Annotated in this window: 25 protein-coding genes; 11 read left to right on the top strand and 14 right to left on the bottom strand. The window is 56.7% G+C overall.

Annotated features, from left to right (window positions below; genetic code table 11):
* The first annotated feature begins 111 nt into the window (after positions 1-111).
* Positions 112-1,380, top strand: a complete 1,269-nt coding sequence (locus tag SYC_RS03100; RefSeq protein ID WP_011242911.1) for an aspartate aminotransferase family protein — start codon at positions 112-114, stop codon at positions 1,378-1,380.
* Positions 1,377-2,615: a bifunctional folylpolyglutamate synthase/dihydrofolate synthase gene (locus tag SYC_RS03095; protein WP_011242910.1), complete on the top strand. Its 1,239-nt coding sequence runs from the start codon at positions 1,377-1,379 to the stop codon at positions 2,613-2,615. Before SYC_RS03100 ends, SYC_RS03095 begins: the two co-directional genes overlap by 4 nt.
* A gap of 52 nt (positions 2,616-2,667) precedes the next feature.
* Here SYC_RS03095 and arsS read toward each other — a convergent pair whose 3' ends face one another.
* The gene (gene arsS / locus SYC_RS03090) at positions 2,668-3,681 is read right to left on the bottom strand and encodes an arsenosugar biosynthesis radical SAM (seleno)protein ArsS (protein ID WP_011242909.1); all 1,014 of its coding nucleotides are present in this window, start codon (positions 3,679-3,681) and stop codon (positions 2,668-2,670) included.
* 334 nt (positions 3,682-4,015) lie between these two features.
* Between arsS and SYC_RS03085 the strand changes: the two genes are divergently transcribed.
* Positions 4,016-5,503 carry a flavin monoamine oxidase family protein gene (locus SYC_RS03085; protein ID WP_011242908.1) on the top strand — a complete coding sequence of 496 codons (1,488 nt, stop codon included), beginning with the start codon at positions 4,016-4,018 and terminating at the stop codon, positions 5,501-5,503.
* Positions 5,504-5,521: 18 nt separating this feature from the next.
* Here SYC_RS03085 and SYC_RS03080 read toward each other — a convergent pair whose 3' ends face one another.
* From SYC_RS03080 to SYC_RS03065, 4 genes are read right to left on the bottom strand one after another with little or no spacing between them, the layout of a single operon-like run.
* Positions 5,522-6,589 (bottom strand): ABC transporter ATP-binding protein, encoded by a 1,068-nt coding sequence (locus SYC_RS03080; protein ID WP_011242907.1) that lies wholly within the window; start codon positions 6,587-6,589, stop codon positions 5,522-5,524.
* 4 nt (positions 6,590-6,593) lie between these two features.
* Positions 6,594-7,421, bottom strand: coding sequence for a carbohydrate ABC transporter permease (locus tag SYC_RS03075; protein WP_011377802.1), 828 nt, complete (start codon positions 7,419-7,421; stop codon positions 6,594-6,596).
* Complete coding sequence (locus tag SYC_RS03070) at positions 7,421-8,299, bottom strand: carbohydrate ABC transporter permease (RefSeq protein WP_011242905.1); 879 nt, start codon at positions 8,297-8,299, stop codon at positions 7,421-7,423. Before SYC_RS03070 ends, SYC_RS03075 begins: the two co-directional genes overlap by 1 nt.
* Positions 8,296-9,612: an ABC transporter substrate-binding protein gene (locus SYC_RS03065; RefSeq protein WP_011242904.1), complete on the bottom strand. Its 1,317-nt coding sequence runs from the start codon at positions 9,610-9,612 to the stop codon at positions 8,296-8,298. Before SYC_RS03065 ends, SYC_RS03070 begins: the two co-directional genes overlap by 4 nt.
* A 99-nt stretch (positions 9,613-9,711) precedes the next feature.
* Between SYC_RS03065 and nadC the strand changes: the two genes are divergently transcribed.
* Positions 9,712-10,560: a carboxylating nicotinate-nucleotide diphosphorylase gene (gene nadC / locus SYC_RS03060; protein WP_041676933.1), complete on the top strand. Its 849-nt coding sequence runs from the start codon at positions 9,712-9,714 to the stop codon at positions 10,558-10,560.
* A 143-nt stretch (positions 10,561-10,703) separates the two neighbouring features.
* On the opposite strand, the gene SYC_RS03055 is transcribed toward nadC, so the two are convergent.
* From SYC_RS03055 to SYC_RS03040, 4 genes are all read right to left on the bottom strand, one after another.
* Positions 10,704-11,495 carry a RecB family exonuclease gene (locus SYC_RS03055; protein WP_011242902.1) on the bottom strand — a complete coding sequence of 264 codons (792 nt, stop codon included), beginning with the start codon at positions 11,493-11,495 and terminating at the stop codon, positions 10,704-10,706.
* Positions 11,496-11,618: 123 nt separating this feature from the next.
* Entirely contained in the window at positions 11,619-12,083 is a 465-nt protein-coding gene (locus SYC_RS03050; protein ID WP_011242901.1) for an EVE domain-containing protein, read from the bottom strand.
* A 57-nt stretch (positions 12,084-12,140) separates the two neighbouring features.
* On the bottom strand, positions 12,141-13,115 hold the full coding sequence (locus tag SYC_RS03045) for a YgfZ/GcvT domain-containing protein (RefSeq protein ID WP_231621324.1): 975 nt from the start codon (positions 13,113-13,115) through the stop codon (positions 12,141-12,143).
* 31 nt (positions 13,116-13,146) lie between these two features.
* Positions 13,147-13,665, bottom strand: a complete 519-nt coding sequence (locus SYC_RS03040; RefSeq protein WP_011242899.1) for a hypothetical protein — start codon at positions 13,663-13,665, stop codon at positions 13,147-13,149.
* 135 nt (positions 13,666-13,800) lie between these two features.
* Between SYC_RS03040 and SYC_RS03035 the strand changes: the two genes are divergently transcribed.
* Both SYC_RS03035 and cobO read left to right on the top strand, forming a co-directional pair.
* Positions 13,801-14,943, top strand: a complete 1,143-nt coding sequence (locus SYC_RS03035; RefSeq protein ID WP_011242898.1) for a CobW family GTP-binding protein — start codon at positions 13,801-13,803, stop codon at positions 14,941-14,943.
* Between the two features lie 3 nt (positions 14,944-14,946).
* A complete protein-coding gene (gene cobO / locus SYC_RS03030; RefSeq protein WP_011242897.1) occupies positions 14,947-15,594 on the top strand; it encodes a cob(I)yrinic acid a,c-diamide adenosyltransferase in 648 nt (215 codons plus the stop codon).
* 6 nt (positions 15,595-15,600) lie between these two features.
* On the opposite strand, the gene purN is transcribed toward cobO, so the two are convergent.
* Both purN and obgE read right to left on the bottom strand, forming a co-directional pair.
* The gene (purN, locus tag SYC_RS03025) at positions 15,601-16,230 is read right to left on the bottom strand and encodes a phosphoribosylglycinamide formyltransferase (protein WP_011242896.1); all 630 of its coding nucleotides are present in this window, start codon (positions 16,228-16,230) and stop codon (positions 15,601-15,603) included.
* Positions 16,231-16,404: 174 nt separating this feature from the next.
* Positions 16,405-17,436: a GTPase ObgE gene (gene obgE, locus SYC_RS03020; RefSeq protein WP_011242895.1), complete on the bottom strand. Its 1,032-nt coding sequence runs from the start codon at positions 17,434-17,436 to the stop codon at positions 16,405-16,407.
* 99 nt (positions 17,437-17,535) lie between these two features.
* Here obgE and SYC_RS03015 point away from each other — a divergent pair, with 99 nt between their 5' ends.
* Both SYC_RS03015 and SYC_RS03010 read left to right on the top strand, forming a co-directional pair.
* Positions 17,536-18,723, top strand: coding sequence for an ABC transporter ATP-binding protein (locus SYC_RS03015; protein WP_039756004.1), 1,188 nt, complete (start codon positions 17,536-17,538; stop codon positions 18,721-18,723).
* An 88-nt stretch (positions 18,724-18,811) separates the two neighbouring features.
* Positions 18,812-19,825, top strand: coding sequence for an LCP family protein (locus tag SYC_RS03010; RefSeq protein WP_011242893.1), 1,014 nt, complete (start codon positions 18,812-18,814; stop codon positions 19,823-19,825).
* A 17-nt stretch (positions 19,826-19,842) separates the two neighbouring features.
* Here SYC_RS03010 and SYC_RS03005 read toward each other — a convergent pair whose 3' ends face one another.
* Together SYC_RS03005 and SYC_RS03000 are read right to left on the bottom strand one after the other, a co-directional pair.
* The gene (locus SYC_RS03005) at positions 19,843-21,198 is read right to left on the bottom strand and encodes a 16S rRNA (cytosine(967)-C(5))-methyltransferase (RefSeq protein ID WP_041676931.1); all 1,356 of its coding nucleotides are present in this window, start codon (positions 21,196-21,198) and stop codon (positions 19,843-19,845) included.
* Positions 21,134-21,514, bottom strand: a complete 381-nt coding sequence (locus tag SYC_RS03000) for an MGMT family protein (RefSeq protein WP_011242891.1) — start codon at positions 21,512-21,514, stop codon at positions 21,134-21,136. The genes SYC_RS03005 and SYC_RS03000 overlap by 65 nt, the downstream gene beginning before the upstream one ends.
* Positions 21,515-21,730: 216 nt before the next feature.
* Here SYC_RS03000 and SYC_RS02995 point away from each other — a divergent pair, with 216 nt between their 5' ends.
* Entirely contained in the window at positions 21,731-22,249 is a 519-nt protein-coding gene (locus SYC_RS02995) for a hypothetical protein (protein WP_011242890.1), read from the top strand.
* Between the two features lie 13 nt (positions 22,250-22,262).
* Positions 22,263-23,225 (top strand): inositol monophosphatase family protein, encoded by a 963-nt coding sequence (locus tag SYC_RS02990; RefSeq protein ID WP_011242889.1) that lies wholly within the window; start codon positions 22,263-22,265, stop codon positions 23,223-23,225.
* An 8-nt stretch (positions 23,226-23,233) separates the two neighbouring features.
* Here the strand turns inward: SYC_RS02990 and SYC_RS02985 are convergent, their stop codons facing one another.
* A complete protein-coding gene (locus SYC_RS02985) occupies positions 23,234-23,821 on the bottom strand; it encodes a hypothetical protein (protein WP_011242888.1) in 588 nt (195 codons plus the stop codon).
* A gap of 152 nt (positions 23,822-23,973) precedes the next feature.
* On the opposite strand from SYC_RS02985, the gene hemC reads away from it, so the two are divergent.
* Entirely contained in the window at positions 23,974-24,936 is a 963-nt protein-coding gene (gene hemC, locus SYC_RS02980; RefSeq protein WP_011242887.1) for a hydroxymethylbilane synthase, read from the top strand.
* The last annotated feature ends 28 nt before the right edge of the window (positions 24,937-24,964 follow it).

Below are 24,964 nucleotides of genomic sequence, written 5' to 3'. Positions count from 1 at the left end.
GATCGCTAGAGACGCTTTCCTGAATGGCACTCTGCATCGCTCTGAGTACCGACCTTATAATCAGTGGATCATCCAATCGCTCTGTAAGCCGCTGACAGAGGAGTTAATCGCGTGAGCCCCGAAACCGTCTTGGCGGCAGTAGATGCCGCGATCGCATCACCTTTCAGTACCGATGCGTTTGATGCCTGCGTCATGCAGACCTACGGGCGCTTCCCACTGGCCTTAGAACGGGGTGAAGGCTGCCGAGTGTGGGATACGCAGGGGCGGAGCTATCTGGATTTTGTGGCGGGCATTGCCACCTGCACCTTGGGGCACGCCCATCCTGAGTTGGTAGATGCGATCAGCGATCAAATCCGCAAACTCCACCACGTCTCCAATCTCTATTACATTCCCGAGCAGGGCCAACTGGCCGCTTGGCTGACGGCAAACTCCTGTGCCGATCGCGTTTTCTTCTGTAATTCCGGCGCGGAAGCTAACGAAGCGGCAATTAAGCTGGCGCGCAAACATGGCAACACGGTTCTTGAAGCGGAGAATCCGATCATCCTGACGGCTCAGGCTAGCTTCCATGGTCGGACGCTGGCAGCCGTGACTGCAACCGGTCAGCCCAAATATCACAAGGGTTTTCAACCGCTCGTTCAAGGCTTCCGTTATGTGCCCTACAACGGTTTGGCGGCACCGGAAGCGACCTTGGCAGAACTCGATGCTGCTGGCGAAACAGTGGCGGCAATCCTGTTGGAACCGCTGCAAGGTGAAGGTGGTGTCAATCCAGGCGATCGCGCCTACTTCCAAGCGGTGCGCCAGCTCTGCGATCAACGGCGGATGCTGTTGATTTTGGATGAAGTCCAAGTTGGCATGGGGCGATCGGGCCAGCTCTGGGGTTACGAAAACCTCGGCATTGAGCCGGACGCTTTCACGGTTGCGAAAGGCTTGGGTGGCGGTGTGCCGATCGGGGCGCTGCTGGTCAAGGCCTCCTGCAATATTCTGCAAGCTGGCGAACATGCCAGCACCTTTGGTGGTAATCCGTTGGCTTGTCGGGCAGGTCTGGCGATCGCGCAAGTGATGGAGCGCGATCAACTACTAGCCAATGTGCAGGCACGGGGCGAGCAGTTACGGGCGGGTTTGCAAGAACTGGTGGATCGCTACCCGAATCTGTTGGCTGGCGTGCGCGGCTGGGGTCTGATCAACGGCTTAGTCTTGCGTAATGATCCCAATGTGACGCCGATCGCTTTGGTCAAAGCTGCGATTGAGCAGGGTCTGCTGTTGGTGCCTGCCGGTGCGGAAGTGGTGCGCTTTGTGCCGCCCTTGATTGTCAGTGCCGCAGAAATTGATGAAGCTCTGGCGATGACCGAACGCGCATTGTTGGCGATCGCTGGCGAATGAGTCTGGCGGAACTCGATCGCCTGCTGGGTTCGTTTGCTCAGCGAGGCGTTGATCTGGGGCTCGATCGCAGCCTGACCGTTTTGGAGCGGCTAGGCAATCCCCAAAATCAAATACCAATCGTCCATATCGCCGGCACCAACGGCAAAGGCTCAACCTGTGCGTTTGTCGATACGGCCTTGCGGGCGAACGGCTATCGAGTCGGGCGCTACACCTCGCCGCACTTGATCAGCTGGTGCGAACGCCTGCAACTAAACGGTCAGCAAGTTAGTAGCGATCGCTTGCTGGAGGCGGTTCAGACCGTGTTGGCTGCTGCTGATGGCATTGACCTAACGCCGTTTGAGTTGCTGACGGCAGCGGTATGGCTCGTCCTCGCTGACAGTGATCTCGATATTGTGGTGATCGAGACGGGGCTAGGTGGACGCTTGGATGCAACGAATGTTGTTGCACAACCTCTCGTCACGGCGATCACCAGCATTGGTCACGACCATCAAGCAGTTTTAGGCCCGACCTTAGGGGCGATCGCGGCTGAAAAAGCCGGGATCATCAAATCGCGCTGTCCCGTGGTTGTAGGCCCACTGCTACCAGAAGCGAGAACCGTAATTCGCAATCGAGCTGAGCAATTACAAGCACTGATGATCGCGATCGAACCCGCAACAGTCATCGAATCAGGACTGTGGCAGAGTCAAGGACTGACCTATCAGTCGGGTCTGATTGGTGATGTCCAGCGAATCAACTCGGCGATCGCGATCGCGATTTTGCGACAGCTCCAGCAACAGGGCTGGGGATTACAAGATGCTGCGATCGCCCAAGGGTTAGCCGATACTGACTGGCCCGGTCGCTTGCAATGGCTGGATTATCAAGGTCGGCGACTGCTGATTGATGGGGCGCATAATCCGGAGGCGGCGATCGCTTTGCGTCAAGCGGTCGATCAACTTTTACCGAATCAATCAATCACCTGGCTGATTGGCATGCTGCGAGCCAAGGATGCGCAAGCGGTTTTGGCAACTCTTTTGCGATCGGGCGATCGCTGTATTGCCATTCCGGTGCCTGACCATGATTGTTGGTCGTCTGAGGAATTGCAAACTTGGGCAGCAGCGCAGGGGGCGATCGCCTCAACGGCGGCTGATTGGGCAGAGGGACTGGCAATTGCCCAAACCTATCCAGAAGCGATCGTCTTTTGTGGATCACTTTATCTACTCGGTGATTTTCTGCAGAAAGTTACCAAAACTGTTTGATCGCAACTTTTCACTGGCTGTTGATCCAACAATGTTGGTTACCCAGGCTGCCTTACAGTAAAGCACCGCCACAGCTAGAACCAGAACCTGCTGTGCAGCCGTAGCAGTAATCGCGCGTTTGAATCGTAGAGATTAAATCGAGGCGATCGCTGGCGAGCAAATTCGCCACTGTAAGGGGATTGCCCTGCTGATTCAGCGCAGGAACCTCTGCCATTTGATTAAAGTCGCAATCATAAATTTGGCCCTGATAATCGACCGAAAGCTGGTGGCGACACATTAAACCTTCGACAGTTTCAGAATTAAAGTGATCAGAGAGAAACTGTAGATACTTTCCGTAGAGATCTTGTCGCTTGAGGAACTGACCTGTTCGGCCAATTGGGAGATTAGTGATTGTCAAAAGATGATTAAACTGAATGCTGAATTTTTCCTGTAAGAAAGTCTTATAGTCTTGCTCAAGACTGATTTGATTGGGTGTGAGTCGGAATTGCTTTTCTTGCGTTGGCAGTGGCGGATTATAGACTAGATCAAGGACTAACTGAGGCTGACTGCCATAGCCCAATTCAGTTAGTTTTTGTAAAGCTCGGATCGAAGCATCATAAACGCCATGGCCGCGCATCTTGTCAACATTGTCAGACAAATAGCAGGGAAGTGAAGCGACAATCCGCACCTGTTTGTCAGCACAATACTCAGGTAAGTCCTCAAAACCTGGCTCAAAGTAAATCGTGAGGTTCGATCGCACAATCACCGTTTTGTTTGCTTGACGAGCAGCTTCTACCAAAGGCCGAAAGCCATAGAGCATTTCCGGCGCACCACCTGTTAAGTCAATAACTTGAATTTCTGGATGTTTTTGAATTAACTGAATCAGTTGTTGACAGACCTCCTCTGTCAGTTCTTCCGTTCGTTTCGGCCCTGCTTCGACATGACAGTGACTGCAGGCTAAATTACAGCGCTTCCCCAAGTTGATCTGGAGAGTATGAATGTGTGCTTTTGTGAGGGGCGATCGCAAGCAGTCAGTAAAGGTTGGCACCAAAGAACTAGCACCTAGATTGGAGGAGATTACAGTCATGGACAAATTCTGCGATCGGACTTGAGGACTATCGTTACTGTAGCGTCAAGGCAACGAGAAACAAGAGGTACTGTTTTGCTCAAAAGCTGATTGAACGCTCACTCCTTGATCACTGTGCTAACTGGCTCTTGCTCTGAATGTTACTGAGCATTTCTAAACCCAGAAGCCAATAGAAACGGGTGATATATCTAAAGCTGTTGAAAACAGCATTGTTCATTGGCAGCCCTAGAGTCAGCGAGACAGTGCTTCGTAGCTGCTCAGCTAGATTCTGTCCGGCTGAGTTCATTGTCTGACCCAAGCTCAATTTCCCTTTGCCCTAAGGACTGGTGGCTCCATGCGCTTTAGCCGTCGTCGTTTTCTGCAGTCAAGTCTCGGTGCGGCAGCAACGACCGGACTCGCTGGCACGTTGGCGGCAGGAGGACAAGCCCAGACTCGCTCTACGCCAGTTAGAAAGCGATCGGTGTTGGTGCTTGGGGCTGGCATGGCAGGCTTGACGGCGGCGCTGTCGTTACTCCGGCGGGGTCACCAAGTTACGGTCATTGAATACCAAAACCGAATTGGCGGGCGACTACTGTCGGTGCCGTTGAAGGGCGGTCAGTTCAGCGAGGCAGGCGGTGGGCACTTTCGAGCCAACATGCCCTACGTACTCAGCTACATCCGACACTTCAAACTACCCTTGCTGACCCTCAACGATGGCTTGCCTCGGTATCTGTTCGACGGCAAGACAGCGGATGCGGCAGATCTGAGTCGCTGGCCTTGGGATTTAGCCCCGCAAGAGCGACGAGTCAGTGTCGCCTCACTTCTGAACACTTACTTGATTCTGAATGGGCTCGACACCGATACGGTGCTGGATGCCAATTGGCCCGATGCTCAAGCCATTCAGCAACTCGATAATCTGACGCTGTCCCAGCTCATCCGCCAAGTCGGGGGCTCTGAGGCTTTTATTCAGCTACTTGATGCCCACGGTGGGACTTTCACCAGCAGCTCACCTGCTTTGGGCGTGATTCCCGATTTGGCCTACCATTTCGGTGATCAAAATTTGTTTCGTATCCAAGGGGGTAACGATCGGCTGCCTAAGGCAATGGCTGCCGCAATCGGCTCGGAACGCTTCATCCTAGACGCTCCTGTTGTCGCGATCGATCAGCAGGCTAATCGGGCGACGGTCACGGTCAAAGATGGACGGACGTTTCAGGGAGACGCCATTATCTCGACCATTCCCTTCACGGTTCTGCCAGAAGTTGCAGTTCGGCCCGGCTGGTCGGCTGGGAAACGGCGCATGTTTGCCGAGATGGAATGGGAGCAAACCGTCAAGGTGATTGCCCAGACGCGATCGCCTGTTTGGTTGGCTCAGAATGTCCACGGCTGGCCCATGGCTGGTTCCGATCGCCCTTGGGAACGGGTGATCGATATTACAGGTAACGAGGGCGGGGGCTATGGCAATACCTTCTTCTACCTCAATGGTCGCAACAAGGATGCCATGCTGGCTCGGCCCAAGTCAGAGCGGGCACAGGCAATCGTCGATCAGTTCCGCTCCGATCTACCGGACTTGTTTGATGAAGTGGTGACGCTGGCTGATTTTGCCTGGGGGGAACAACCTTGGATTCGGGGCTCCTTTGGTGGGCCACCGCTCGGCGGAGCCTGGATGATTCGTGAGTGGACGACGCCAGAGGGCTTAATTCACTTCGCAGGTGATTTCACAACAATGAAGTCCGGCTGGGTCGAAGGGGCGATCGAGTCAGGGTTACGGGCGGCGCGGCAAATTGATCCGGGAGCACAGCCTGAAGCTGATACCTTCCTGCGGCAAGAACAACGCTGCAATTGAGTCCGTAGGTCCTGAGACCTACAGGCGATCGCCGGTGGATGGGCAAAACCAGTGCTGACTTTCAGGTTCGAACGTGACCTGTAGATCCGTGGGAATGGGTTGATCGCTGGGCATCAGCAGGCGGAGGCGTACTTCAGGATTCGCTGCGATCGCCACGGTCAACAAGCGCTGCATCCCTAGATTCTCAGTCAAGTGCAGCTGAACCGGAATCGCTCGCTCAACCTCTGGGGTCGCCAGTTTGAGATGTTCGGGTCGCAATCCCCACAAAACCTGCGATCGCGCCGCGAGATGAGAGGGGATTGGCAAGGCGCGTGATCCCAACCAAGCCTGACCGGAGTGAATGGGAAGTGGCAGCAGATTCATGCGGGGACTGCCGATGAAGCCAGCGACAAAGGCATTGGCGGGTGCTTGGTAGATGCGATCGGGGCTGTCGAGTTGCTGCAGATGCCCACCATTGAGAATGGCAATCCGGTGCGATAAACTCAGCGCTTCGGTTTGGTCATGGGTGACGTAGACCACCGGCGAGGCTTGCTGACTAAACAGCGCTTTCATCTGGGCACGCACTTGCTCGCGCAGTAGCGCATCCAAATTACTGAGGGGTTCATCGAGCAGGAAAACCGAGGGTTGCCGCACGAGGGCTCTTCCTAAGGCGACTCGCTGGCGCTGACCGCCACTGAGCTGGGCCGGTCGGCGATCGAGCAGATGATCCAGCTCAAGATTGTGGGCGACCTGTTGCAGGCGCTGCTCAATTTCTGCGGCGGACGTGCGACGAATTTGTAGACCCAGCGTCAAGTTTTGGCGCACGTTGAGATGTGGATAGAGGGCATAGCTCTGGAAAACCATGGCCATATCGCGATCGCCCGGTGGCAAGGTCGTGATCTCGCGATCGCCCAGCCAAATACTGCCGCTCGTGGGTTGATCCAAGCCGGCAATCAGGCGCAGGGTCGTGGACTTACCGCAACCAGACGGTCCCAGCAGCGTTAGAAATTCACCGGGCTGGAGCTGGAGCGACAGGTTCGCCACCGGCACCACGCTTGGGCTGTAGGCTTTGCGCAGTTGACGCAGTTCGAGGGCAAATGACGCCATAGATTTAGCCCTTCACTGCTCCGGCTGTTAATCCTTCTAGGATGCGCCGTTGCGCCACCAAGACTAAACCGATCAAGGGCAGCGTCGCCACTACGGTAGCGGCTGCAATGTCACCGTAGGGCACATCAAAAATTGAGATGCCGCCAATTTCGGCCACGGCGATCGGCACAGTTTTCAGCGCTTGCTGGGAAATAAAACTGAGGGCCAAAACGTATTCATTCCAAGAAAAGATGAAAGCGAGGATACCTGCTGTCACTAACGCTGGAGCCGTCAGCGGAACCAAAATCAGCCAAAGCCGCTGCCCCAGCGAGAGCCCGTCGATCTGAGCGGCTTCCTCCAGCTCCGGCGGCAGTTGCTCAAAAAAGCTGCGCAGCAGCAGAATCACCAGCGGCAGATTCAGCGCCGTGTAGGGCACCACTAGCGCTGCGTAGTTATTACCCCACTGCAACCAGCGCACCACTTCCAGCAGTCCTTGAAACAGCAGAACGTAGGGGAACAGGGTCACCAGCAGTAGGCTTCCTACCAAGACTTGACTGCTGCGATCGCGGCGGCGGGCGATCGCGTAGGCGCAGGGTGTTCCGATCAGCAGAGCTGCGAGAGTCGCAATAGCAGAGACTACGGCGCTGTTCAGTAAATAGCGACCAAAAGCGGGGGTCTGTTGCCAGAGGGCTTGGTAATGTTCCACCGTCCACTGGCGGGGCCAGTAGATCGTGGGAATGGCGGCGATGTCAGCGTTGACCTTGATCGAGGTCAGGAGCTGCCAGAGGATTGGCGCAAGGGAGAACAGACTGAGGGCGAGAGCAGCGATCGCCCAGCGGAATCGAGGTTTCATCACAGTCCTCCCGACGGGGTGGAACGCGATCGACCCAAGCCCCAGATCAGACCGAGGCCAGCGGCGAGGATTGCAGCTGTCACGATCGCCAACGTCGCGCCGTAGCCAAAGTCGAGGTAGCGCAGCGCGGTGGTGTAGGCATAGAGCGCTAAGGTTTCCGTTGAGTTCGCTGGCCCGCCTCCCGTCATCACTTTGACCAGATCGAATAGACCAAAGGCTTGAGCCGATCGAAATAAAAGCGCGATCGCCAGCTGTGGACGCAGTAAAGGCAGGGTGATCTGCCAAAAGCTCTGCCAAGCCGTTGCCCCTTCCAGACAGTGGGCTTCGTAGAGATCCTCAGGAATTGCCTGACGCCCTGCCAGCAGCAGAATCGCCACAAACGGTGTGGTCTTCCAAACGTCGGCCGCCACCAAGGTCAGCCAAGCCCAGCGCGGATTGCCCAGCCAGTTGATCGGGGCTGCAATCCAACCCAGCTGCTGCAACCAGTCATTCCAGACGCCGTAGGGATCGTTAAAAATCCAAGCCCAGCCTAAGGCCATCACCGCTGTCGGCAGCACCCACGGTAAAAGCGCGATCGTTCGCAAAGGGCCGCGCCAGCGGCTCGGTTGATGCAAGAGCAGCGCGATCGCCAGTCCCAAGACCAGCTCCAGACTGACGGAGGTGACTGTAAAGACAGTGGTGTTGAACAGGTCACCCCAAAAGCGGCTGTCACCCCAAAGTCGCTGGTAGTTCGCTAGGCCGATGAAGACCGGCTGCAACTGGGTATTGAGATTCAGCGCTTGCAAACTCAGCCAAGCAGCCCGCAGTAGGGGATAGGCAAACACACCGGTAATGGTCAGGAGAGCCGGGATGGTGAGCCAACGAGGCGGATGAGTCATGAGGCTGTTGCTCCTTGCTGACTGGTGAGCAACTGACGAGACTCCCGCGCAGCCTGTTGCAGGGCGATCGCAACGGGCGTTTGGCCGCTGATGGCTGCACTCAGGTGACGCTGCAGAATATCCGACAGAGCATCGTAGGCGGGTAGCGGCGATCGCAGCACCGTTGATTCCAAAATGGGCGGCAGTGTCGCATAGAAGGGATAGCGCGCCAGCAATTCGGGATCTTGATAGAGCGCCGATCGCGTTGGAATGTAGTTAGAACCAAGGCTGATCAAGCGTTGTGACTCAGCATCGGTCAGTGCTAACAATGCGGTTAACGCCGCTTCAGGATGCTCCGTTTGCTGGGCAATGCCCACACCCCAAGTTCCTTGGGTGGCAGCACTGGTTTGGCCGGGCGCATGGACCATCGGCGCAATCCCGACCTTGCCCCGCACTGCCGATTCCGGTCGCTCCAGCAGCATTTCCGCATAGGGCCAGTTGCGCATAAAGGCACTCTGACCGGTTTCAAACAGCTTGAGTGCTTCATTCTCCTGAAAGGTGCTGACCCCCGCGGGCGAAATCTGGTCGGTGATCGTGCTGTGCAGCCAATCCGCCGCCGCGATCGCTTCGGGATGATCCAATCCAACCTCGCCGGTTTGTGGATCAATCCAGTAGCCGCCAAAGCCCGCCAGCACTTCTAGAAAGTTGCAGACTAAGCCCTCGTACTGTTTGCCCTGCCAAACGTAGCCCCAAGGCACGACTCCCTGCGCTTGCAGTTGTTGCGATCGCTGCACCAGCTCCGTGAAAGTTTGGGGCGGCTCGGGCATCAAGTCCTGCCGGTAGTAAAGCAGCCCAACCGCCGCATTCAAAGGCAGGCGATAGAGGCGATCGCGATAAAAACTGCCATTCAGAGCTGCGGGCAAAAATTCGGCTTGGATTTCAGGCAAAACGCGATCGCTCAGATCCAGCAACCAACCGGCGGCAACAAATTTTGGCAGCCAAGTCACATCCAGAAAGACCAAATCGTAGGGTGCATTCCCAAGCAAAAAAGCGGTGGTGTAGAGGTCGGACACCAGGCTGGTGTCATTTGGCCCCGCCACCAATTCCAGCTGAATTTCAGGATGTTCAGCCGTAAAACGAGCGATCGCCGGTTGCATCGCCTCTCGAAACGGTGCGGGTAGCAGCGCTCGCAGCACAACGGTCGAATCCGCAGCGGCTGATCGCTGGGTTCCTGTTCCGAGCCCGCCGAGCGCAAGGACGATGAATAGGGTGAGTAGCAGGGGCAATAGCCGCAGCGATCGCCAGCGAGTCAACCCACAACGCAAGAACGGCATCAACAAGCCCCAGAGCAGACCGTCACTGCCGTTGTAGCAGACCTGCTCCTAGGACTCCAAAGCGGGAGACAATAAAAGGCGGTGTTTGCGATCGTCCCCATGTTGCCCCCTTGGATCCTGCTCGACCCGATTCTGTCTGACTGGTCGCGCGAAGATTTGGGACGTGGTGATCACTCAGCCCAAGGTTTAGGGCTGGAGGGTACGACCGGCAAGGCGACTTGGGTTGCCAAAAGTGAGGGTATCATCGCAGGCTTACCGATCGCCTTTCGGATGTTGCAGTTGCTCGATCCGCAGGTGAAGTGCACAGCCAAGCTGGCCGAAGGCTTTGCGTGCGGTAGCGGCCAAGTGATTGCTGAGTTGGAAGGCCCTCTGGCTTCACTGCTCAGTGGTGAGCGGGCGGCTCTTAATGTGGCGATGCGGCTAAGCGGGGTGGCCACAGCAACCCGTCGCTTTGTCGATCAGCTGGCTGATTTACCGACTCAGTTTGTCGATACGCGCAAAACAACGCCAGGTCTGCGGTTACTTGAGAAGTACGCCACTCGAGTCGGCGGTGGTACGAATCACCGTCTCGGCTTAGATGATGCCGTCATGGTGAAAGACAATCACATTGCAGCGGCGGGGGGCAGTATTGCGGCAGCGATCAAAAAGTTGCGATCGCAACTCCCATTCCCGTTAATTATTGAGGTCGAAACCGAGACCCTTGGGCAGGTGATGGAAGCTATCTCCGCAGGCGTCGGGGTGATCATGCTCGACAACATGAATCTTGCCCAAGTCCAAGCCGCTGTTCAAGTCATTCGCGATCGTGCTCCCCGCACCAAGATTGAAGTTTCTAGCAACATCAGTCTCGAAAATATCCGAGCGATCGCGGAAACTGGCGTGGATTACATTTCCAGCAGTGCCCCGATCACGCGATCGCCTTGGCTCGACATCAGCATGCGCCTGCAGTGAAGTCTTGAGGTCACGCCACAAGAGAATAGCGTGCCGCTAGAGGGCTACTGAGTATGAAAGCCTGGCTCACGCTGCCACCATTGATCCAGAAACCTCGTAATTCCAACAGCACTTAATTGAGCTGATGGCTCGTCCCAAAGGCTTTAGAGCGCTAAGGCTAATTGCAAGCGATGGGGACGATGAGTCGGCTCAGGCAACGGTTCAGCTTGAGCATTGACTGCTGGGCAAAAGCGTCGATAGCTACAACTGCGACATTGCTCACCCACCTGCGGTTGCCATTGCTGATCAGAGCGAATCTGTCGCGCCAACTCACTAATCTGAGCAAGGACAGTTTGGCGTTGCTCTTCTGTGCAGTTATAGCGATAGATTTGGCCACTGCGAAGATGGAACCAATTCAAGCTCCTCAGGGGTCCAAAGCGGGGTTCTAGTGCCAATTGGTAGAGTCCTAACTGCACATCGATCTGGCTAGATGAGGGCGGATCAAAGCGCTGACTTGATTTGTAATCAACCAAGTGCAAGCCATCTTCTTCCAAATCTAAACGGTCGTAGCGACCCGTGACTAAAAACTCAATTTCTTCTAAAACAAGGGTGGCTTGAATCCGACCTTCGACTGCTAAAGGGCGGGTCCAAGTTGCTTTTGTCAGGATATGTTGCTGGTAGTAAGTCTCTAGAATTTGCCAGCCCTGATGCTGTTGTTCGGCATTGAGAGCGGTCGCGGCCTGTTGCCAGCAGTCTGCCAGCCAAGCGATCGGCGGTTGGGGTTCCAGTCCTGACCAGTCGCGATGAAACTGCGCCAAACAGCGATGAAGACTGGTGCCCAGTGCTGTGTTTCCAAAACCGGCAGGGCCAGGCAGCCGCTGCTCATAGCGCCAGTAGTAGGCCTGGGCACAGCGATGATAGGTCTGAAGGCGGGTCGCGCTGAGTCGATAGCCCATAATCGTCTTCCTCCCTAATTGCTCAGAGGCTAGCAAGTCTTGCTGCGAAAACCAGCCCTGCAGCGTCTAGATGCAGAAATTTGCAACCGTTGATGCCCGCGATCGCAGATTTCCTGCAGCTTTTTAAATTGCCGGCGATCGCAAGCGTTGTAGAAGCCGTTCCGCCACGTCTTCCTCGACCGGCGTGACTGAGAGCCGATTGCCCGGGCGCAGAATCAGCAAGTCTTCGGTGGTGAATTCAGCCCGTAATTCTGCGAGCGTCAAACCTGGTTGAAAGCGATCGCCAAAGATCAACTTGACGGTGATCCAAGTCGGGTTATCCGCTTGCGATCGCGGATCGTAGTAATCACTATCGGGATCAAACTGGCTGGGATCGACTTGCTCCGTGGCGCTCACTGTCATCAGGCCGACAATGCCCGGTGGCTTGGTGTTGGAGTGGTAGAAAAAAGCACGATCGCCCACTGCCATTTGGCGCAGGAAGTTGCGCGCTTGATAATTGCGCACGCCATCCCAGAGGGTTTCACCCTCGCGTTCGAGATCAGCAATGCCATAGACATCAGGCTCAGACTTGAGTAACCAGAAGGCCATGACCTCAGTGGAAAGACGCGCAACGCTCCATAGCCTAGCGCCTGACTGGCGATCGCTCTAGCGAGCAGCGCTAGCTGATTCCGGTTCAAAGTAGGTGTGGCGCAAGTAAGGCCGATCAACCACCATTGCCGGTTGACCTTCGCAGTCGACGGTCAAACCTGCACCACCGGCTTTGGTACGCAGATAGCCGAGGCCGATCGCGCCGGTTGCTGTAGCGATCGCACTGGTGAGGACACCCACTTTTTCGCCCTCTAGCAACAACGGAGCCGGTAACTGGCTAGGAAGGGTTGTTAGCGCTAAACCGTAGAGCCGTTGCTTGACGCCTTTGTAGGTATTGAGCCTCGCGATCGTTTCTTGGCCGATATAGCAGCCTTTGTCGAAGCTGAGGGTCTGCCAAAGGCCGGCTTCCAGCGGGTTGTACTCCTCTGTTAGCTCGCGATCGACAGCGGGCCGTCCTTGTTGAATCCGTAGCCGTTCCCACTGTTCAACCGTGGCGAGCTGAGCACCAGCAGCCTGGAGCGCGGCTTGGACAGCATCTAGGCCACTGACAGGCACCAGCAACAAACTGCCGGGCAACCCCAGTCCGGAGTAGTTGACCCACTGCACTGACTGACCGGCGATTGCCAGCGCGGCGTGTTGGTTCTCCGTCAATTCAGGCAAAGCGTCTGCCACTACTGTTTGCAACAGCGATCGCGTGCTATCCCCGATGAGGGTCAGCACCGCTAGCGTCGAATCGGCATCTGCAACCGTGACTTGATCGGAGAAGAAGATATAGCGATCGAGGCGCTGCAGCAGATCCGCTTGGCGACTGGGCGAAACGAGCAGCCACACTGCTTCCACATCAATCACAGCGATCGCCAGATCCAAAATGCGAGCGGTCGCCGTCACCAGTACGGTCTCGCAGGCTTCCCCCGGTTGTCGCTGCCAAAAAGATTGGGTGCTTTGGTTGTGCAGAAAGGTGAGGCGATCGCGATCGCTGACCTGAATCACACTCCAGAGCGATGGCTCAAAGAGCAGCACGGATTCCGTCACAAAGCATGGCTGAGCGCAGCATGTTCTATCTTCAGCGATCGCTGACGGTTTCTGGCTCACTGGCTGAGTTCAACCGAGCCAACAATTGCTCGACAAACTGGCGCGTTTTGATTTCCAGCTGATCCCAGTCGCACTCGCCATCGGGGGTGAGCAAAACCGGATCGACTTGGCCGTCGTAGTCACCACTGGGCTGCCAAGCAGGACAACACAACTGCCAACATAACTCCCACAGGTCAAATTGATGGTGGCGATCGCCCTGCTCTAGTTGCAGAGTGTAGACCGGTTGGGGAGTGGGTAAAGCGGCTAGTTCTTGCTCCAGGGCGGGCGCTTCTTCCTCAGAGGCTCGATAGAGTTGCAGCTCTAAATCTTGCCAGCGCTGCTGGTCTTGGTCGCTGGTGCCCTCTGGCCACAGCAGTTGCTGATCGACCTGATGCTGCCAGTCACTCGCTTCCAAAACCTGCCGCAGATTGTCGATCAGCCGGATGAAACTGGGCTGCAAAACCGCTTCGGCTGCTTGCCAAGCTTGGTCAGTCACAAAAGTTGGCGGCATAGAATCTGGGGCGATCGCTACCTCTATTGTCAGCCGTCACGGGCGATTGCAATCGACTCACTCAACCAAGGAAGCCTAAGGAGAGCGGCATAATGGGATCGCAATGCCGCCCGATCGTTTGTCTCGGAATTTGCCATGACTGTTGCCAGCTCTGCCGTCGCTAGCGCCCTCGATGCTCCCAAGCTCGGCCTGCCGGTCACAATCATCACCGGTTTCTTGGGCAGTGGCAAAACTACGCTGCTCAACCATATTTTGACCAATCAACAAGGGGTTAAAACAGCCGTTCTTGTCAATGAATTTGGCGAAATTGGCATTGATAATGAGCTGATTGTGTCCACCAGCGAAGACATGGTGGAACTGAGCAACGGTTGCATCTGCTGCACCATCAATAGCGACTTGATGGATGCGGTCTATCGGGTCTTGGAACGCCCTGAAAAAATCGACTATCTCGTTGTCGAAACAACGGGTTTAGCCGATCCCCTGCCCGTGGCGCTCACCTTCTTGGGTTCAGAGCTGAGAGATTTGACCCGCCTCGATTCCATCGTCACGGTTGTTGATGCTGAGAACTATAGTCTTGACCTCTTCAATAGCCAAGCAGCTTATAATCAGCTGCTCTACGGCGACATCATCCTCTTGAATAAGTGTGACCTCGTGTCTGAATCGCGCTTGCAAGAGCTAGAAGCAAAAATCCGTGAGATCAAAGCTGATGCACGGCTGTTGCGGACAACGCAGGCGCAAGTGCCCTTGCCGTTGATTCTGAGCGTGGCGCTGTTTGAATCCGATCGCTACTTCGATAGTCGTGACCACAGCGATTGTGACCATGATCATGGGCATTGCACTCACGAAGCTCACGATCACCATGAGCATAATCATCACGATCATTCAGCCTGTGATCATGACCACGGCCATTGCGAGCATGATCATGACCACCACCATGAGCATGCTGCCAATCACCTAGAAATTGATGGCTTTACCTCGCTCTCCTTCCAGAGCGATCGCCCCTTCGCGATTCGGAAATTGCAGCATTTTCTCGACAATCAATTACCGACCAGCGTTTTTCGAGCCAAAGGAATTCTTTGGTTTGATGAGAGTGCCAAACGTCATATTTTCCATCTGAGTGGCAAGCGCTTCAGCATTGATGACAGTGAGTGGACTGGGCCAAAGCGCAATCAATTAGTGTTGATTGGCCAAGGTCTTGATCATGCCGAATTGCAACAGCAACTTGAAGCATGTCTGACGCTACCGAGTACGACTCGGGGCAAGGGCTTTGGTCGCTAAACCATGACAGATTTAGATCAAACTGCGATCGCCCTCAATGAAGTTGCTGGTCTCAGTGACGAACAGCATCGTGCCAAAATGTTGCGCCGAAAACAGGTGCAGGAACAGCGTTTAGCGAGTCGCGATCGCGAAAAAGGGCTGGTGATTGTCCACACCGGCGACGGTAAGGGCAAGACCACAGCCGCCTTGGGCATGGTGCTGCGCAGTCTCGGTCATGGCCATCGTGTCGCGATCGTGCAGTTCATTAAAGGTGCTTGGGAACCCGCAGAAAAAGCCGCCTTTGCGGTCTGGGGCGATCGCCTCGAGTTTCACGCTATGGGTGACGGTTTCACGTGGGAAACCCAAGATCGGCAACGTGACATTCAAAGCGCTCAAACGGCTTGGCAGACGGCTCTCAGCTACATCCGCAATCCCGATTTTCGTCTGGTACTGCTCGATGAAGTCAATGTCGCCCTCAAACTCGGCTACCTCTCGCCCGAGCAAATTCTGGCTGGATTGACTGAAAAGCCTGACGACAATCACGTGATTCTGACTGGGCGCGGAGCACCGGCTGCCCTCGTCGAGGTGGCAGATTTAGTCACCGAAATGAAGCTAGTCAAGCACCCGTTCCGAGAGCAGGGTGTGAAAGCGCAAGCCGGTATCGAGTTTTAGGAACTGCTAAACCGGCAGGGGCGATCGCGCAGCAGCAAGGGCGATCGCCAGCGGCAAAATCTTATGCTCTTCCACTTGGATCCGCTGCTGGAGACTATCGACCGTATCGTCCGGCAATACAGGCACAGCCGCTTGCACCAAAATCGGGCCGCTGTCCACATCGAGCGTGACTAAGTGGGCAGTACAGCCACTGATCCGCACCTTGGCCGCGATCGCCTGCTCCACAGCTCGGATTCCCTTAAAGCTAGGCAGCAAGCTGGGGTGGATGTTGATAATTCGCTCGGGAAAGGCCTGAATCAGCGTTTCCGTGACCAGTCGCATCCAACCTGCCATCGCTATCCACTCGACGCCGCGATTGCGAAACGCCGTAATGATCGCCTGATCCAAATCCTCGCGACTGGCAAACTGGCGATGATCTAGGAGCAAGGCGGGAATCCCCAACCGCTCAGCTCGCTGGCGCACATAAGCATCAGGATTGTTGTAGATCAACAGCCGAATCTCCGCCTGCAGCTGATCTGCCGTGATCGCCTGCGCCAGGGCTTCAAAATTGCTGCCATTGCCAGAGGCCAGAACCCCTAAGGCGATCGCGGTTGAGGACTCAGTAGGGAAGCGATCGGGCACGGTGAGACTCGACATAGCCAATTAATACAAGGTCTTTAGGAACAGGCAGCACCTAGAGAAAGCCAAGGGCTGCGGCACTCAGGCTGAGAGTGCACAGAATATTCCCAGTGTTTGCCAATTCAGGGTTTACCAGCAAGCGATCGCGTGATTACAGCAGGGTAATGATCGATCAATCAACTGCCTGTTGTTTCAGTTCAAAACCCGCGTTTCACTGAGCTCTGCCGCCGCATCCAGTTCATCCAGCCACTGCCAGACCAGGCGCAACAAGGCATCGAGGCCCCGGCGATCGGCACTGGAAATGCAGAGCAGCGGCACCGGTGTCAGTGCTTGAAATTCGGCTTGCCAGAAGCTGAGATCCTCATCAAGTACCGCGTCGATTTTATTGAGAGCGAGAATCTGGGGGCGATCGCTCAAGCCGCGCCCGTAGGCTTTCAGTTCCGCCTGAATCGTTCGCCAGTCAGCGATCGGATCTTCAGCGGTCAGATCCACGAGATGAATCAGCAGGCGCGTCCGCTCAATGTGGCGCAGGAAATCATGCCCCAATCCGGCACCCCGATGGGCTCCTTCGATCAAGCCCGGAATATCGGCAAAGACGGTGCCATCGCCGGTTTCCCGCCGCACCACACCCAAGTTGGGTACCAGCGTTGTAAACGGGTAATCGGCAATCTTGGGTTTAGCTGCAGAGAGAACGGAAATCAGCATCGATTTACCCGCGTTGGGCAAGCCAATCAATCCCACTTCCGCCAGCAACTTCAGCTCCAGCCGCAGCTGCCGTTCTTCCCCCGGCAATCCGGGCAGAGCGTGTTCAGGAGCGCGATTGCTGTTGCTCAAAAAATGCTGGTTGCCCAACCCGCCCTTGCCACCTTGCGCCACTTGGAGAGTTTGGCCAGCACTGGTGAGATCACCGAGGCACTCATCTGTTTCGGCGTCATACACCGCTGTGCCACAGGGCACTTGAATGATTAAGTCGTCAGCACTGGCACCAGTCATGCCTTTTGGGCCGCCCCGCTCCCCATCCTGCGCTTTGAAGAGGCGGAGATAGCGAAAATCAAGCAGGGTTTGCAGTTGTTCTGTCGCCACTAAAATGACAGAGCCGCCACGGCCACCATTACCGCCGGAAGGCCCGCCAGCCGGCACATATTTTTCTCGGCGGAATGCCACAATGCCATCGCCTCCATCGCCTGCTTTGACGCAGATTGTGGCGTGATCAATGAACTGCATGGCGGTGAGGAATCAAACTTTCATTTTAGGCGGTTGCCGCGCTCGGCCGCTCGAGTCACGAGTGCTAAGCTGTTCCCGACCTTTGGCCGGGATTGCAACGTGGCTGGCGTTGTTTTTGAAGAGATCGAGAAGCGTTTTCCAGAACAGGCCCGATCGCCCCAGAAAGGCGAAGTTGTCGTCCTGAATGGCATCAATCTCGAAATTGCCGACGGCGAATTTATGGTCGTGGTCGGTCCTTCGGGCTGTGGCAAAAGTACGCTGTTACGGCTGCTGGCAGGTCTGGAGACGCCCAGCCGAGGCTTGATCAAAGTGGGCGATCGCCGAGTCGATCGACTGCCTGCCAAGGCTCGCGATATTGCCATGGTCTTTCAGAGCTACGCGCTCTATCCCCACCTCAGCGTCTACGACAATCTGGCCTTTGGACTGCGACGGCAGGGCGATCGCCCTTGGTGGCAACAGCAACTGGCTCTGGCGACGCGATCGCTGCCGAAATCCTTGCAGTATGAACCGGAGCAGGAAGCGCGGATCAAGCGGCGGGTACGGGAAGTGGCCACAATGCTGCAGCTCGATACGTTGCTCGATCGCCAGCCCAAACAACTCTCGGGCGGCCAAAAACAACGGGTCGCTTTGGGACGGGCGATCGCTCGTAATCCCCAAGTCTTTTTGATGGACGAGCCGCTTTCGAATTTGGATGCGAAATTACGGGCCGAAACCCGCGCTCAGATCGTTTCGCTCCAGCGGCAACTGGGTGTGACGACGCTCTACGTCACCCACGATCAGACCGAAGCAATGACCATGGGCGATCGCATTGCGGTGTTGAATCGTGGTCATCTGCAACAGGTTGCTTCGCCGCTGGAAATCTACGATCGCCCCGCCAATCGATTTGTGGCGCAATTCATTGGATCGCCGCCGATGAACCTAATTCCCGTCACCGTGCGGGCACCCCTGCAACTGACGACTGAAAACTTTCGCTGCACACTGCCGGAAGCTTGGGAGCCGGTGTTGCGCCTTTACGACGGCCAAACGGTGGAGCTCGGCATTCGCCCAGAGCATTTGGAAGTGGGGGCTGCCGCCTCGAAGAACTTGCTGATCACTGTAACGGGCGTCGAAGCCCTCGGCAGCGATACCTTTATCGCTGGTGAACTCAAAGAGAGTGGCATCGCGGTTCAGGCCCGCTTGGCACCGCAACAATGCTGGCAGATGGGCGATCGCCTCTGGCTAACCTTCAAGCCCGATCAGATTCATCTGTTTGATTTAGAAACTGGAAAAGCGATTCGCCCCAGCTAGGTTTGTGCCAGCTCAGCCGAGCGACCGTCCACCGATAATCCTGCGATCGCAGAAGCGCTAGTCTAGATTCCGCCTCCTCAAAACTCCTATGGCGCGTCGCTTTTGGAAACGCAGCCTGCAGCTCACTGCGGTGGGACTTCTGGCCGGTTGTGTTTGGTTTGGACTCCAGCCATTGCCCCTGCGCAAAGTCAACAACGGCGATCGCCTACCAACCGCTTCGAGTCAACCGCTCCTCGGTCTAACGGGTTTACAGCGACCCTTCAGTCTCTTGATCTTGGGGGTAGATCAAGTGCCTGACCCCGAAGCTTCGCCCGAGGCGATGTTTCGGGGCCGCAGCGACACGATGTTGTTTGTCTATCTCGACCCACAACGCGGGCGATCGCTGGTGGTATCGCTGCCGCGGGATACGCGCACGGAATTGCCGGGCTATGGCATCGACAAGACCAATGCAGCTAATGTCTACGGCGGTCCCGTCTTGGCGGCTGAGACCATACAAAGTTTGCTGGGCAAAGTCACCATCGATCGCTACATCCGCGTTGAGCAACGGGCGATCGCGCGGTTTATTGATGGCATCGGCGGCCTGACCGTCACAGTGCCAGAGCGAATGCAGTACCGAGATGTCACCCAAAACCTGACCATTGATCTCAAGCCGGGGCAGCAACATCTCTGGGGCGATCGGGCAGTCCAATTCCTGCGCTTCCGGCAGGATGGCTTGGGCGATGTTGGCCGGATTAAACGGCAGCAGGCTCTAATGAAGGCGCTGCAACAACAGATTCTGAATCCTCTGGGCATCCTACGGGTGCCGCTTGGGGTGGCCTTGAGTCAGCCCTATATCGACAGCAACTTGAGCGGTGCGGAAGTGTTGGCAATCACCGCTTTTCTAGCTAGCGGTAAGCCTGTTGAGGTTTCGACCCTGCCGGGACAACCCAGCGGTAGCAGCTATGCGATTAGCTATTGGTTGCCGGACTACAACGCGATTGATGCTTGGGTTGCCCAAGAGGTGACGCCACCCACAGTCTCGAGCAATGGCTGGGACTGGCTCAGAAATGAGGTTGGTCGTTTCCTGCCCGTATCCGCACCGGCTGGAGCAGAAGCAAACTAAGTCTTTGTCAGTAGACACTAGTCACGGGCGGGCGATCGCTGCAGTCGTGCCCCAAAAAAGCCATCGCGATCGTGACGATGTGGCCAAATCCGCAGAGTGCCGTTGGCCTCTGCCCAAGCTTGGAAGGGACTATCAGCCGCTAAGGGAGCCATCTGCCAGTCGGGATGGCGCTGCAAAAACTGCTCAATCACTGCCTCATTCTCCGCAGGATGAAGCGTGCAAGTGGCGTAGACCAAAGTTCCCGCCGGTTTTAGGCAAGCCGCTGCAGCGTCCAGAATTTCAGACTGTAACTGCGCCAGTTCCGCCACACTGTCAGGACTCTGCCGCCAACGGCCATCGGCATGACGATGAAGTATCCCTAAACCTGAACAGGGGGCATCGACCAAAATGCGATCGGCCTGAATACCCTTGATCTGACGGCCATCGATCGCGCGAGTGGTGATGCTGCTCAACTGCAGACGCTGGGCATTTTCTTGTACCTTGCGCAGGCGCTTGGCGGATGAATCGCAGGCAATCACTTGACCGCGATCGCCCATCAATTCCGCCAAGTGGGTTGATTTCCCCCCCGGCGCGGCACAGACATCCAACACCGTTTCACCCGGCTGCGGATCAACTAGATGGGCAATCAGTTGAGCGCTGCTGTCTTGGACCATCCACCAGCCTTCGTCAAAGCCTGGAAGCTGTCGAATTGGGCCGGGCGGGTCGATTAGTCGCAGGGCTTGGGGCAGTTGCGGGTCGGGCGTACTGCGAATCCCTACGGCTTCTAACGCAGCTTGCACTTGCGATCGCTCAGTCCGGAGCGGATTGATTCGCAGGTCGTTGCTGGGCGGCTGGTTGAACCAGTGGCAGAGAAATTCGGCTTCGTCCAAGCCCAGGCGATCGCTCCAGAGCTGGACTAGCCAGTCGGGAAAGCTTTGATGAATCGCTAAAGCCGCGATCGGATCACTCGGGAGCGGCAGCGGATCGCGTTCCTCAGATTGGCGGAGATACTGGCGCAAAATGGCGTTGACGGCTCCAGACAGACCACCCAAACCCAGTTGCTTGGCAAGCTGCACAGTTTCCGCCACAGCCGCCGCTGTCGGAATCTGCTCGAGGTAGCGCAATTGGTAGAGCCCCAGTTGCAACACTGTCCGCAACACCGGCGGTTGCTGGGCTGCAGGTCGTTGGGCCAGCAGGTCAATCAGGGCATCCAAGGTGCGCTGCCGCCGCACACAGCCGTAGACCAGTTCCGTCACCAAGCGGCGATCGGCCCCAACTAAGCCCGAGCGCTGCAGATGGCGATCGAGGGCCAGATCTGCAAACGCCCCCTCACGAATCGTTGTCAGGGTTTGAAATGCTACCCAACGGGCATTCCCCCGACTGGGGCGAGGCAAAGTCGGGCTGCCAGCGGTAGCGGTGGAGACTGAGGCGTCCTTGCGGGTCAAATTCGATTCCTTCGGCTTCGAGCAGGTGGCGCTGCAAATAGTCACTGCCATGCCGCAGCGCAGACATGGAGACTGCTCCCCGAGCATTGACTACCCGATGCCAAGGAATGGAGTCGGTCAGACCGGGAGCGACTCGATAGAGGGCATAGCCGACTACACGGGGTTTTCCGGGCAGCCCGGCTAGGGTCGCCACTTGTCCGTAGGTCGCGACGCAGCCCACCGGAATTTGGCGAACGACTGCGTAGATTTGGTCGTAGGTGTTCACCCGAAGACGGACTAGGGCCTCAGTAGAAAGGGGACAACGCGCACTGCAATGACGGCGGTGAGCTGCCCCAACTTTCTGTCGATCTTAGGCTGAGTTGCGGAGCGATCGTCACAATCCAAACAGTCAGAGACTGCGATCGGATGTCAAAATCAAGGTCAATTCCTCCCTGAGCAGTGGCTTGGAACAATCTGCCAGACGCGACTGGAGACCTTGCAGATGATGCTTCGATCGATCGCTCAAACCTTTGTTTTTACCCTAGGAATTAGCCTGGGTACTGCTGTAGCTGCGATCGCCCAGACTCCACCGGCCGCCACACCGCCGACCCCACCCGCTCAGCCACCCCAAATTCGGGAGCTGGCGCGGACCCCTTCCAAGTGCTATATCGGCCGCGATCCAGAGTCGCTCAAGCCCTACGACTGCGAAATTGTCTCGATCTACACCAGCAAGCAGCCCTATCCCAGCGGAGTGCAGATCAAGTGGAGCTACGGCGGACTCAGTGACTTTAGCCGATCGCAGACAGGGGAATGGCGCTGGTATGACCCGACGGGGAAACGCTGGCTCGAAACCCAACCAACCTGGCTGGAACTGGAAGCCAGCGGTTGTTTCCGGTTCGGCAACATGTGTTTTGGGCGGGGCTTCCCGATCGTGCCGGAAATGAAAGCGCCTGCGGCGACACCTCCCAAAGCTGCCCCGCCTGCGGAACAACCCCGCGGCACTTCGACGCCCGCCACCTAACCTGAGCCCGTGTGTGACCTTGCTGCCTGACTGTCTTGAACTCCACGCCGCTCTGACTGCGGTGCAAGCGGCTGCCCACCTCTGCCAAACGGTGCGCCACGATCGCCAAGCCACCGCCCTGCGCAAACCCGATCAAAGTCCGGTGACTGTAGCGGACTACGGTGCCCAAGCCCTGATTGCGGCGCATCTCAGTGAAACTTTCCCTGCGGATCCGCTGGTGGGAGAAGAAGATGCCAGTTTGCTAGCAGACGATGTGCTGGATCAGATTACCGACTATGTCCGGCTACAGCGATCGCAAGTCTCTGCTGAAACTGTGGCGGCTTGGATTCAGCAAGGCAAAGGTCAACCCGGCGATCGCTTCTGGACTCTCGACCCTATTGACGGCACCAAAGGCTATGTACGCGGCGATCAGTATGCGATCGCGCTGGCTTTGATTGTGGACGGACAGGTAGAAGTAGCGGCGATCGCCGCGCCGGCCCTCGATGGCCCAGATGGGGCTCTCTTTGCTGCCGTACGGGGTCAAGGTGCTTGGCAAATCCAAGGCGATCACGTCATTCCACTGCAAGTTAGCGATCGCCAGGCTGCTGCTGCCCTCCGCCTCGAAAGTGTGGAACGGGAACACGGCCATCCTGCTTGGCAGGATGCGATCGCCACTCGGGCGGGATTGGTGACCCCAGCGCGAGCCGTCGATAGCTTGGTCAAATACGCGCTGATTGCCCGCGGTGAAGCAGACCTCTACTTACGGCTGGTCAATCCCGCAAGCGATCGCCGCGAGAACATTTGGGACCATGCAGCGGGGGTGTTGCTGCTCCAAGAAGCGGGCGGCCGTGTTAGCGATCAAACTGGGCGATCGCTAGACTTTGGGGCGGGCAGCAAGCTCTTCAATAACCAGGGCATCGCCGCCAGCAATGCCGCCTGCCACGAGGCAATTGTGGCAGCGCTACAGGCTCAGCAACCCCTGCTTGAACTGGTTTAGTCCCTTGCTCAGGACTGCTCCCAGCTGTCCACCTCCACTTCTGGCCAGAGTCGCTCCAATTGTTCACGCCAGCGATCAAGGGTGAAACGGCGAATTTCGGGGCCGTTGCTAAGATCCCCCAGAACGCCTTCTTCGTAGAGATGGGTGAGGGTCTGCAAGGTCGCGGGTAAAGACTGTCCCTGCTGTTTGGCGGCTCGCACAATCTGCCGCAGCTGCGTTTCTGCCAAGGCTGTGAAGAACGGATCTAAGCCCCGCTGCGCTAAATCAAAGAGACTAGCGATCGCTTGGTAGAGATCACCGCTGGTCAAGCTGGCGAGGTCATGCTGAAACACCCCCCAGAGGACGTTTTGATGCAGGGCATGGCGCACTGGCCCTGTGGCATCAAAATTCGCCTCGAGGATTTGCCTGTGAAAGGGGGCAGCATCAACGGCGGGCAACAGGGGTAACAGCACGCGGAGCCATTCACCACTGGCCGACAACAGCAGCAACAGACGACATTCCGGCGTCTGGATTTGCCAACTTTCCGGCGGATTGGCCTCGAGCCGATCAGCACCGAACAGTTCGATCAATAGGGGGCTAATCTCCGCAACCTGCATCCCAATCCCTCGTCTTTGTCCTGATCCTAGAGGGTGGCTCACCTAGGGATAGTCGGAGCAGCGATCGCACGGCTGCGGGAGTGGGCGATCGCTCGAAACGGTAATCTGATTAAGGGCCTTGCTTGGCCGCTGCTCTCCACTGCTGATATTCCATGGTCTCCAGCCCTGCCCGTCCGATTCGTATTGGCTCTCGCAAAAGCCAACTAGCCTTGGTGCAAACCCACTGGGTGCAAGGCGAACTGCAACGGCTCTATCCCGATCGCCAGTTCGATGTGCAGACGATGAGTACCCAAGGCGACATCATTCTGGATGTGGCGCTGGCCAAGATTGGTGACAAAGGATTGTTCACCAAAGAACTAGAAGTTGCCATGCTGGCGGGCGAAGTGGATTTTGCCGTCCACTCTCTCAAAGATTTGCCGACGCGCCTGCCCGAAGGCTTAATCCTTGGCTGTGTCACCGAGCGGGAAGATCCGGCGGATGCCCTGGTCGTCCACGATCGCTTCAAGGATCATCAGCTCGAAACTCTGCCCGAAGGCACCGTGATTGGCACCTCGTCGCTGCGCCGTTTGGCTCAGTTACGCCACCACTATCCACACCTGCAGTTCAAGGATGTGCGGGGTAACCTCAACACCCGCCTCGCCAAATTGGATGCCGGTGAATACGATGCGCTGATTCTGGCAGCGGCTGGCTTGCAACGCCTGAGCATGGCCGATCGCATTCACCAGTTGATTCCCGCAGCAGTCTCGCTCCATGCCGTGGGTCAAGGCGCGCTGGGGATCGAATGCCGCGCTGAAGATCCCGAAATCCTAGAACTGCTCAAAGCGCTAGAGCACGAACCCACGTCGCAGCGTTGTTTGGCAGAACGGGCCTTCCTGCGGGAACTGGAAGGCGGCTGCCAAGTCCCGATCGGCGTCAACACCGCGATCGCGGATGGCACCCTGACCCTGACGGGCATGGTCGCTAGCTTGGATGGCCAACGCCTACTGCGCGATCAAGTCAGCGGCCCCACCAGCGATCCAGAGGCACTGGGCTTGGCGCTAGCTGCTCAGCTCAAAGCCCAAGGTGCGAAGGAAATTCTCGACGAGATTTTCGCGACTGTTCGCCCTGAAGCTTAGACGCTCAAGGGTTTTTCCTCGGTTGCGA

Source organism: Synechococcus elongatus PCC 6301, assembly GCF_000010065.1.
GTDB classification, from domain to species: Bacteria; Cyanobacteriota; Cyanobacteriia; order Synechococcales; family Synechococcaceae; genus Synechococcus; species Synechococcus elongatus.
The sequence above is the reverse complement of the archived record's forward strand: the minus strand, read 5'-3'. Positions and strand labels throughout refer to the sequence as shown.

Excerpts from the sequence above, each read along its gene's own strand:
- SYC_RS03095 (WP_011242910.1), top strand. The coding sequence starts at position 1,377 with ATGAGTCTGGCGGAACTCGATCGCCTGCTGGGTTCGTTTGCTCAGCGA.
- arsS (WP_011242909.1), bottom strand. The coding sequence starts at position 3,681 with ATGACTGTAATCTCCTCCAATCTAGGTGCTAGTTCTTTGGTGCCAACC.
- SYC_RS03085 (WP_011242908.1), top strand. The coding sequence starts at position 4,016 with ATGCGCTTTAGCCGTCGTCGTTTTCTGCAGTCAAGTCTCGGTGCGGCA.
- SYC_RS03080 (WP_011242907.1), bottom strand. The coding sequence starts at position 6,589 with ATGGCGTCATTTGCCCTCGAACTGCGTCAACTGCGCAAAGCCTACAGC.
- SYC_RS03075 (WP_011377802.1), bottom strand. The coding sequence starts at position 7,421 with ATGAAACCTCGATTCCGCTGGGCGATCGCTGCTCTCGCCCTCAGTCTG.
- SYC_RS03070 (WP_011242905.1), bottom strand. The coding sequence starts at position 8,299 with ATGACTCATCCGCCTCGTTGGCTCACCATCCCGGCTCTCCTGACCATT.
- SYC_RS03065 (WP_011242904.1), bottom strand. The coding sequence starts at position 9,612 with ATGCCGTTCTTGCGTTGTGGGTTGACTCGCTGGCGATCGCTGCGGCTA.
- nadC (WP_041676933.1), top strand. The coding sequence starts at position 9,712 with ATGTTGCCCCCTTGGATCCTGCTCGACCCGATTCTGTCTGACTGGTCG.
- SYC_RS03055 (WP_011242902.1), bottom strand. The coding sequence starts at position 11,495 with ATGGGCTATCGACTCAGCGCGACCCGCCTTCAGACCTATCATCGCTGT.
- SYC_RS03050 (WP_011242901.1), bottom strand. The coding sequence starts at position 12,083 with ATGGCCTTCTGGTTACTCAAGTCTGAGCCTGATGTCTATGGCATTGCT.
- SYC_RS03040 (WP_011242899.1), bottom strand. The coding sequence starts at position 13,665 with ATGCCGCCAACTTTTGTGACTGACCAAGCTTGGCAAGCAGCCGAAGCG.
- SYC_RS03035 (WP_011242898.1), top strand. The coding sequence starts at position 13,801 with ATGACTGTTGCCAGCTCTGCCGTCGCTAGCGCCCTCGATGCTCCCAAG.
- cobO (WP_011242897.1), top strand. The coding sequence starts at position 14,947 with ATGACAGATTTAGATCAAACTGCGATCGCCCTCAATGAAGTTGCTGGT.
- purN (WP_011242896.1), bottom strand. The coding sequence starts at position 16,230 with ATGTCGAGTCTCACCGTGCCCGATCGCTTCCCTACTGAGTCCTCAACC.
- obgE (WP_011242895.1), bottom strand. The coding sequence starts at position 17,436 with ATGCAGTTCATTGATCACGCCACAATCTGCGTCAAAGCAGGCGATGGA.
- SYC_RS03010 (WP_011242893.1), top strand. The coding sequence starts at position 18,812 with ATGGCGCGTCGCTTTTGGAAACGCAGCCTGCAGCTCACTGCGGTGGGA.
- SYC_RS02995 (WP_011242890.1), top strand. The coding sequence starts at position 21,731 with ATGATGCTTCGATCGATCGCTCAAACCTTTGTTTTTACCCTAGGAATT.
- SYC_RS02985 (WP_011242888.1), bottom strand. The coding sequence starts at position 23,821 with ATGCAGGTTGCGGAGATTAGCCCCCTATTGATCGAACTGTTCGGTGCT.
- hemC (WP_011242887.1), top strand. The coding sequence starts at position 23,974 with ATGGTCTCCAGCCCTGCCCGTCCGATTCGTATTGGCTCTCGCAAAAGC.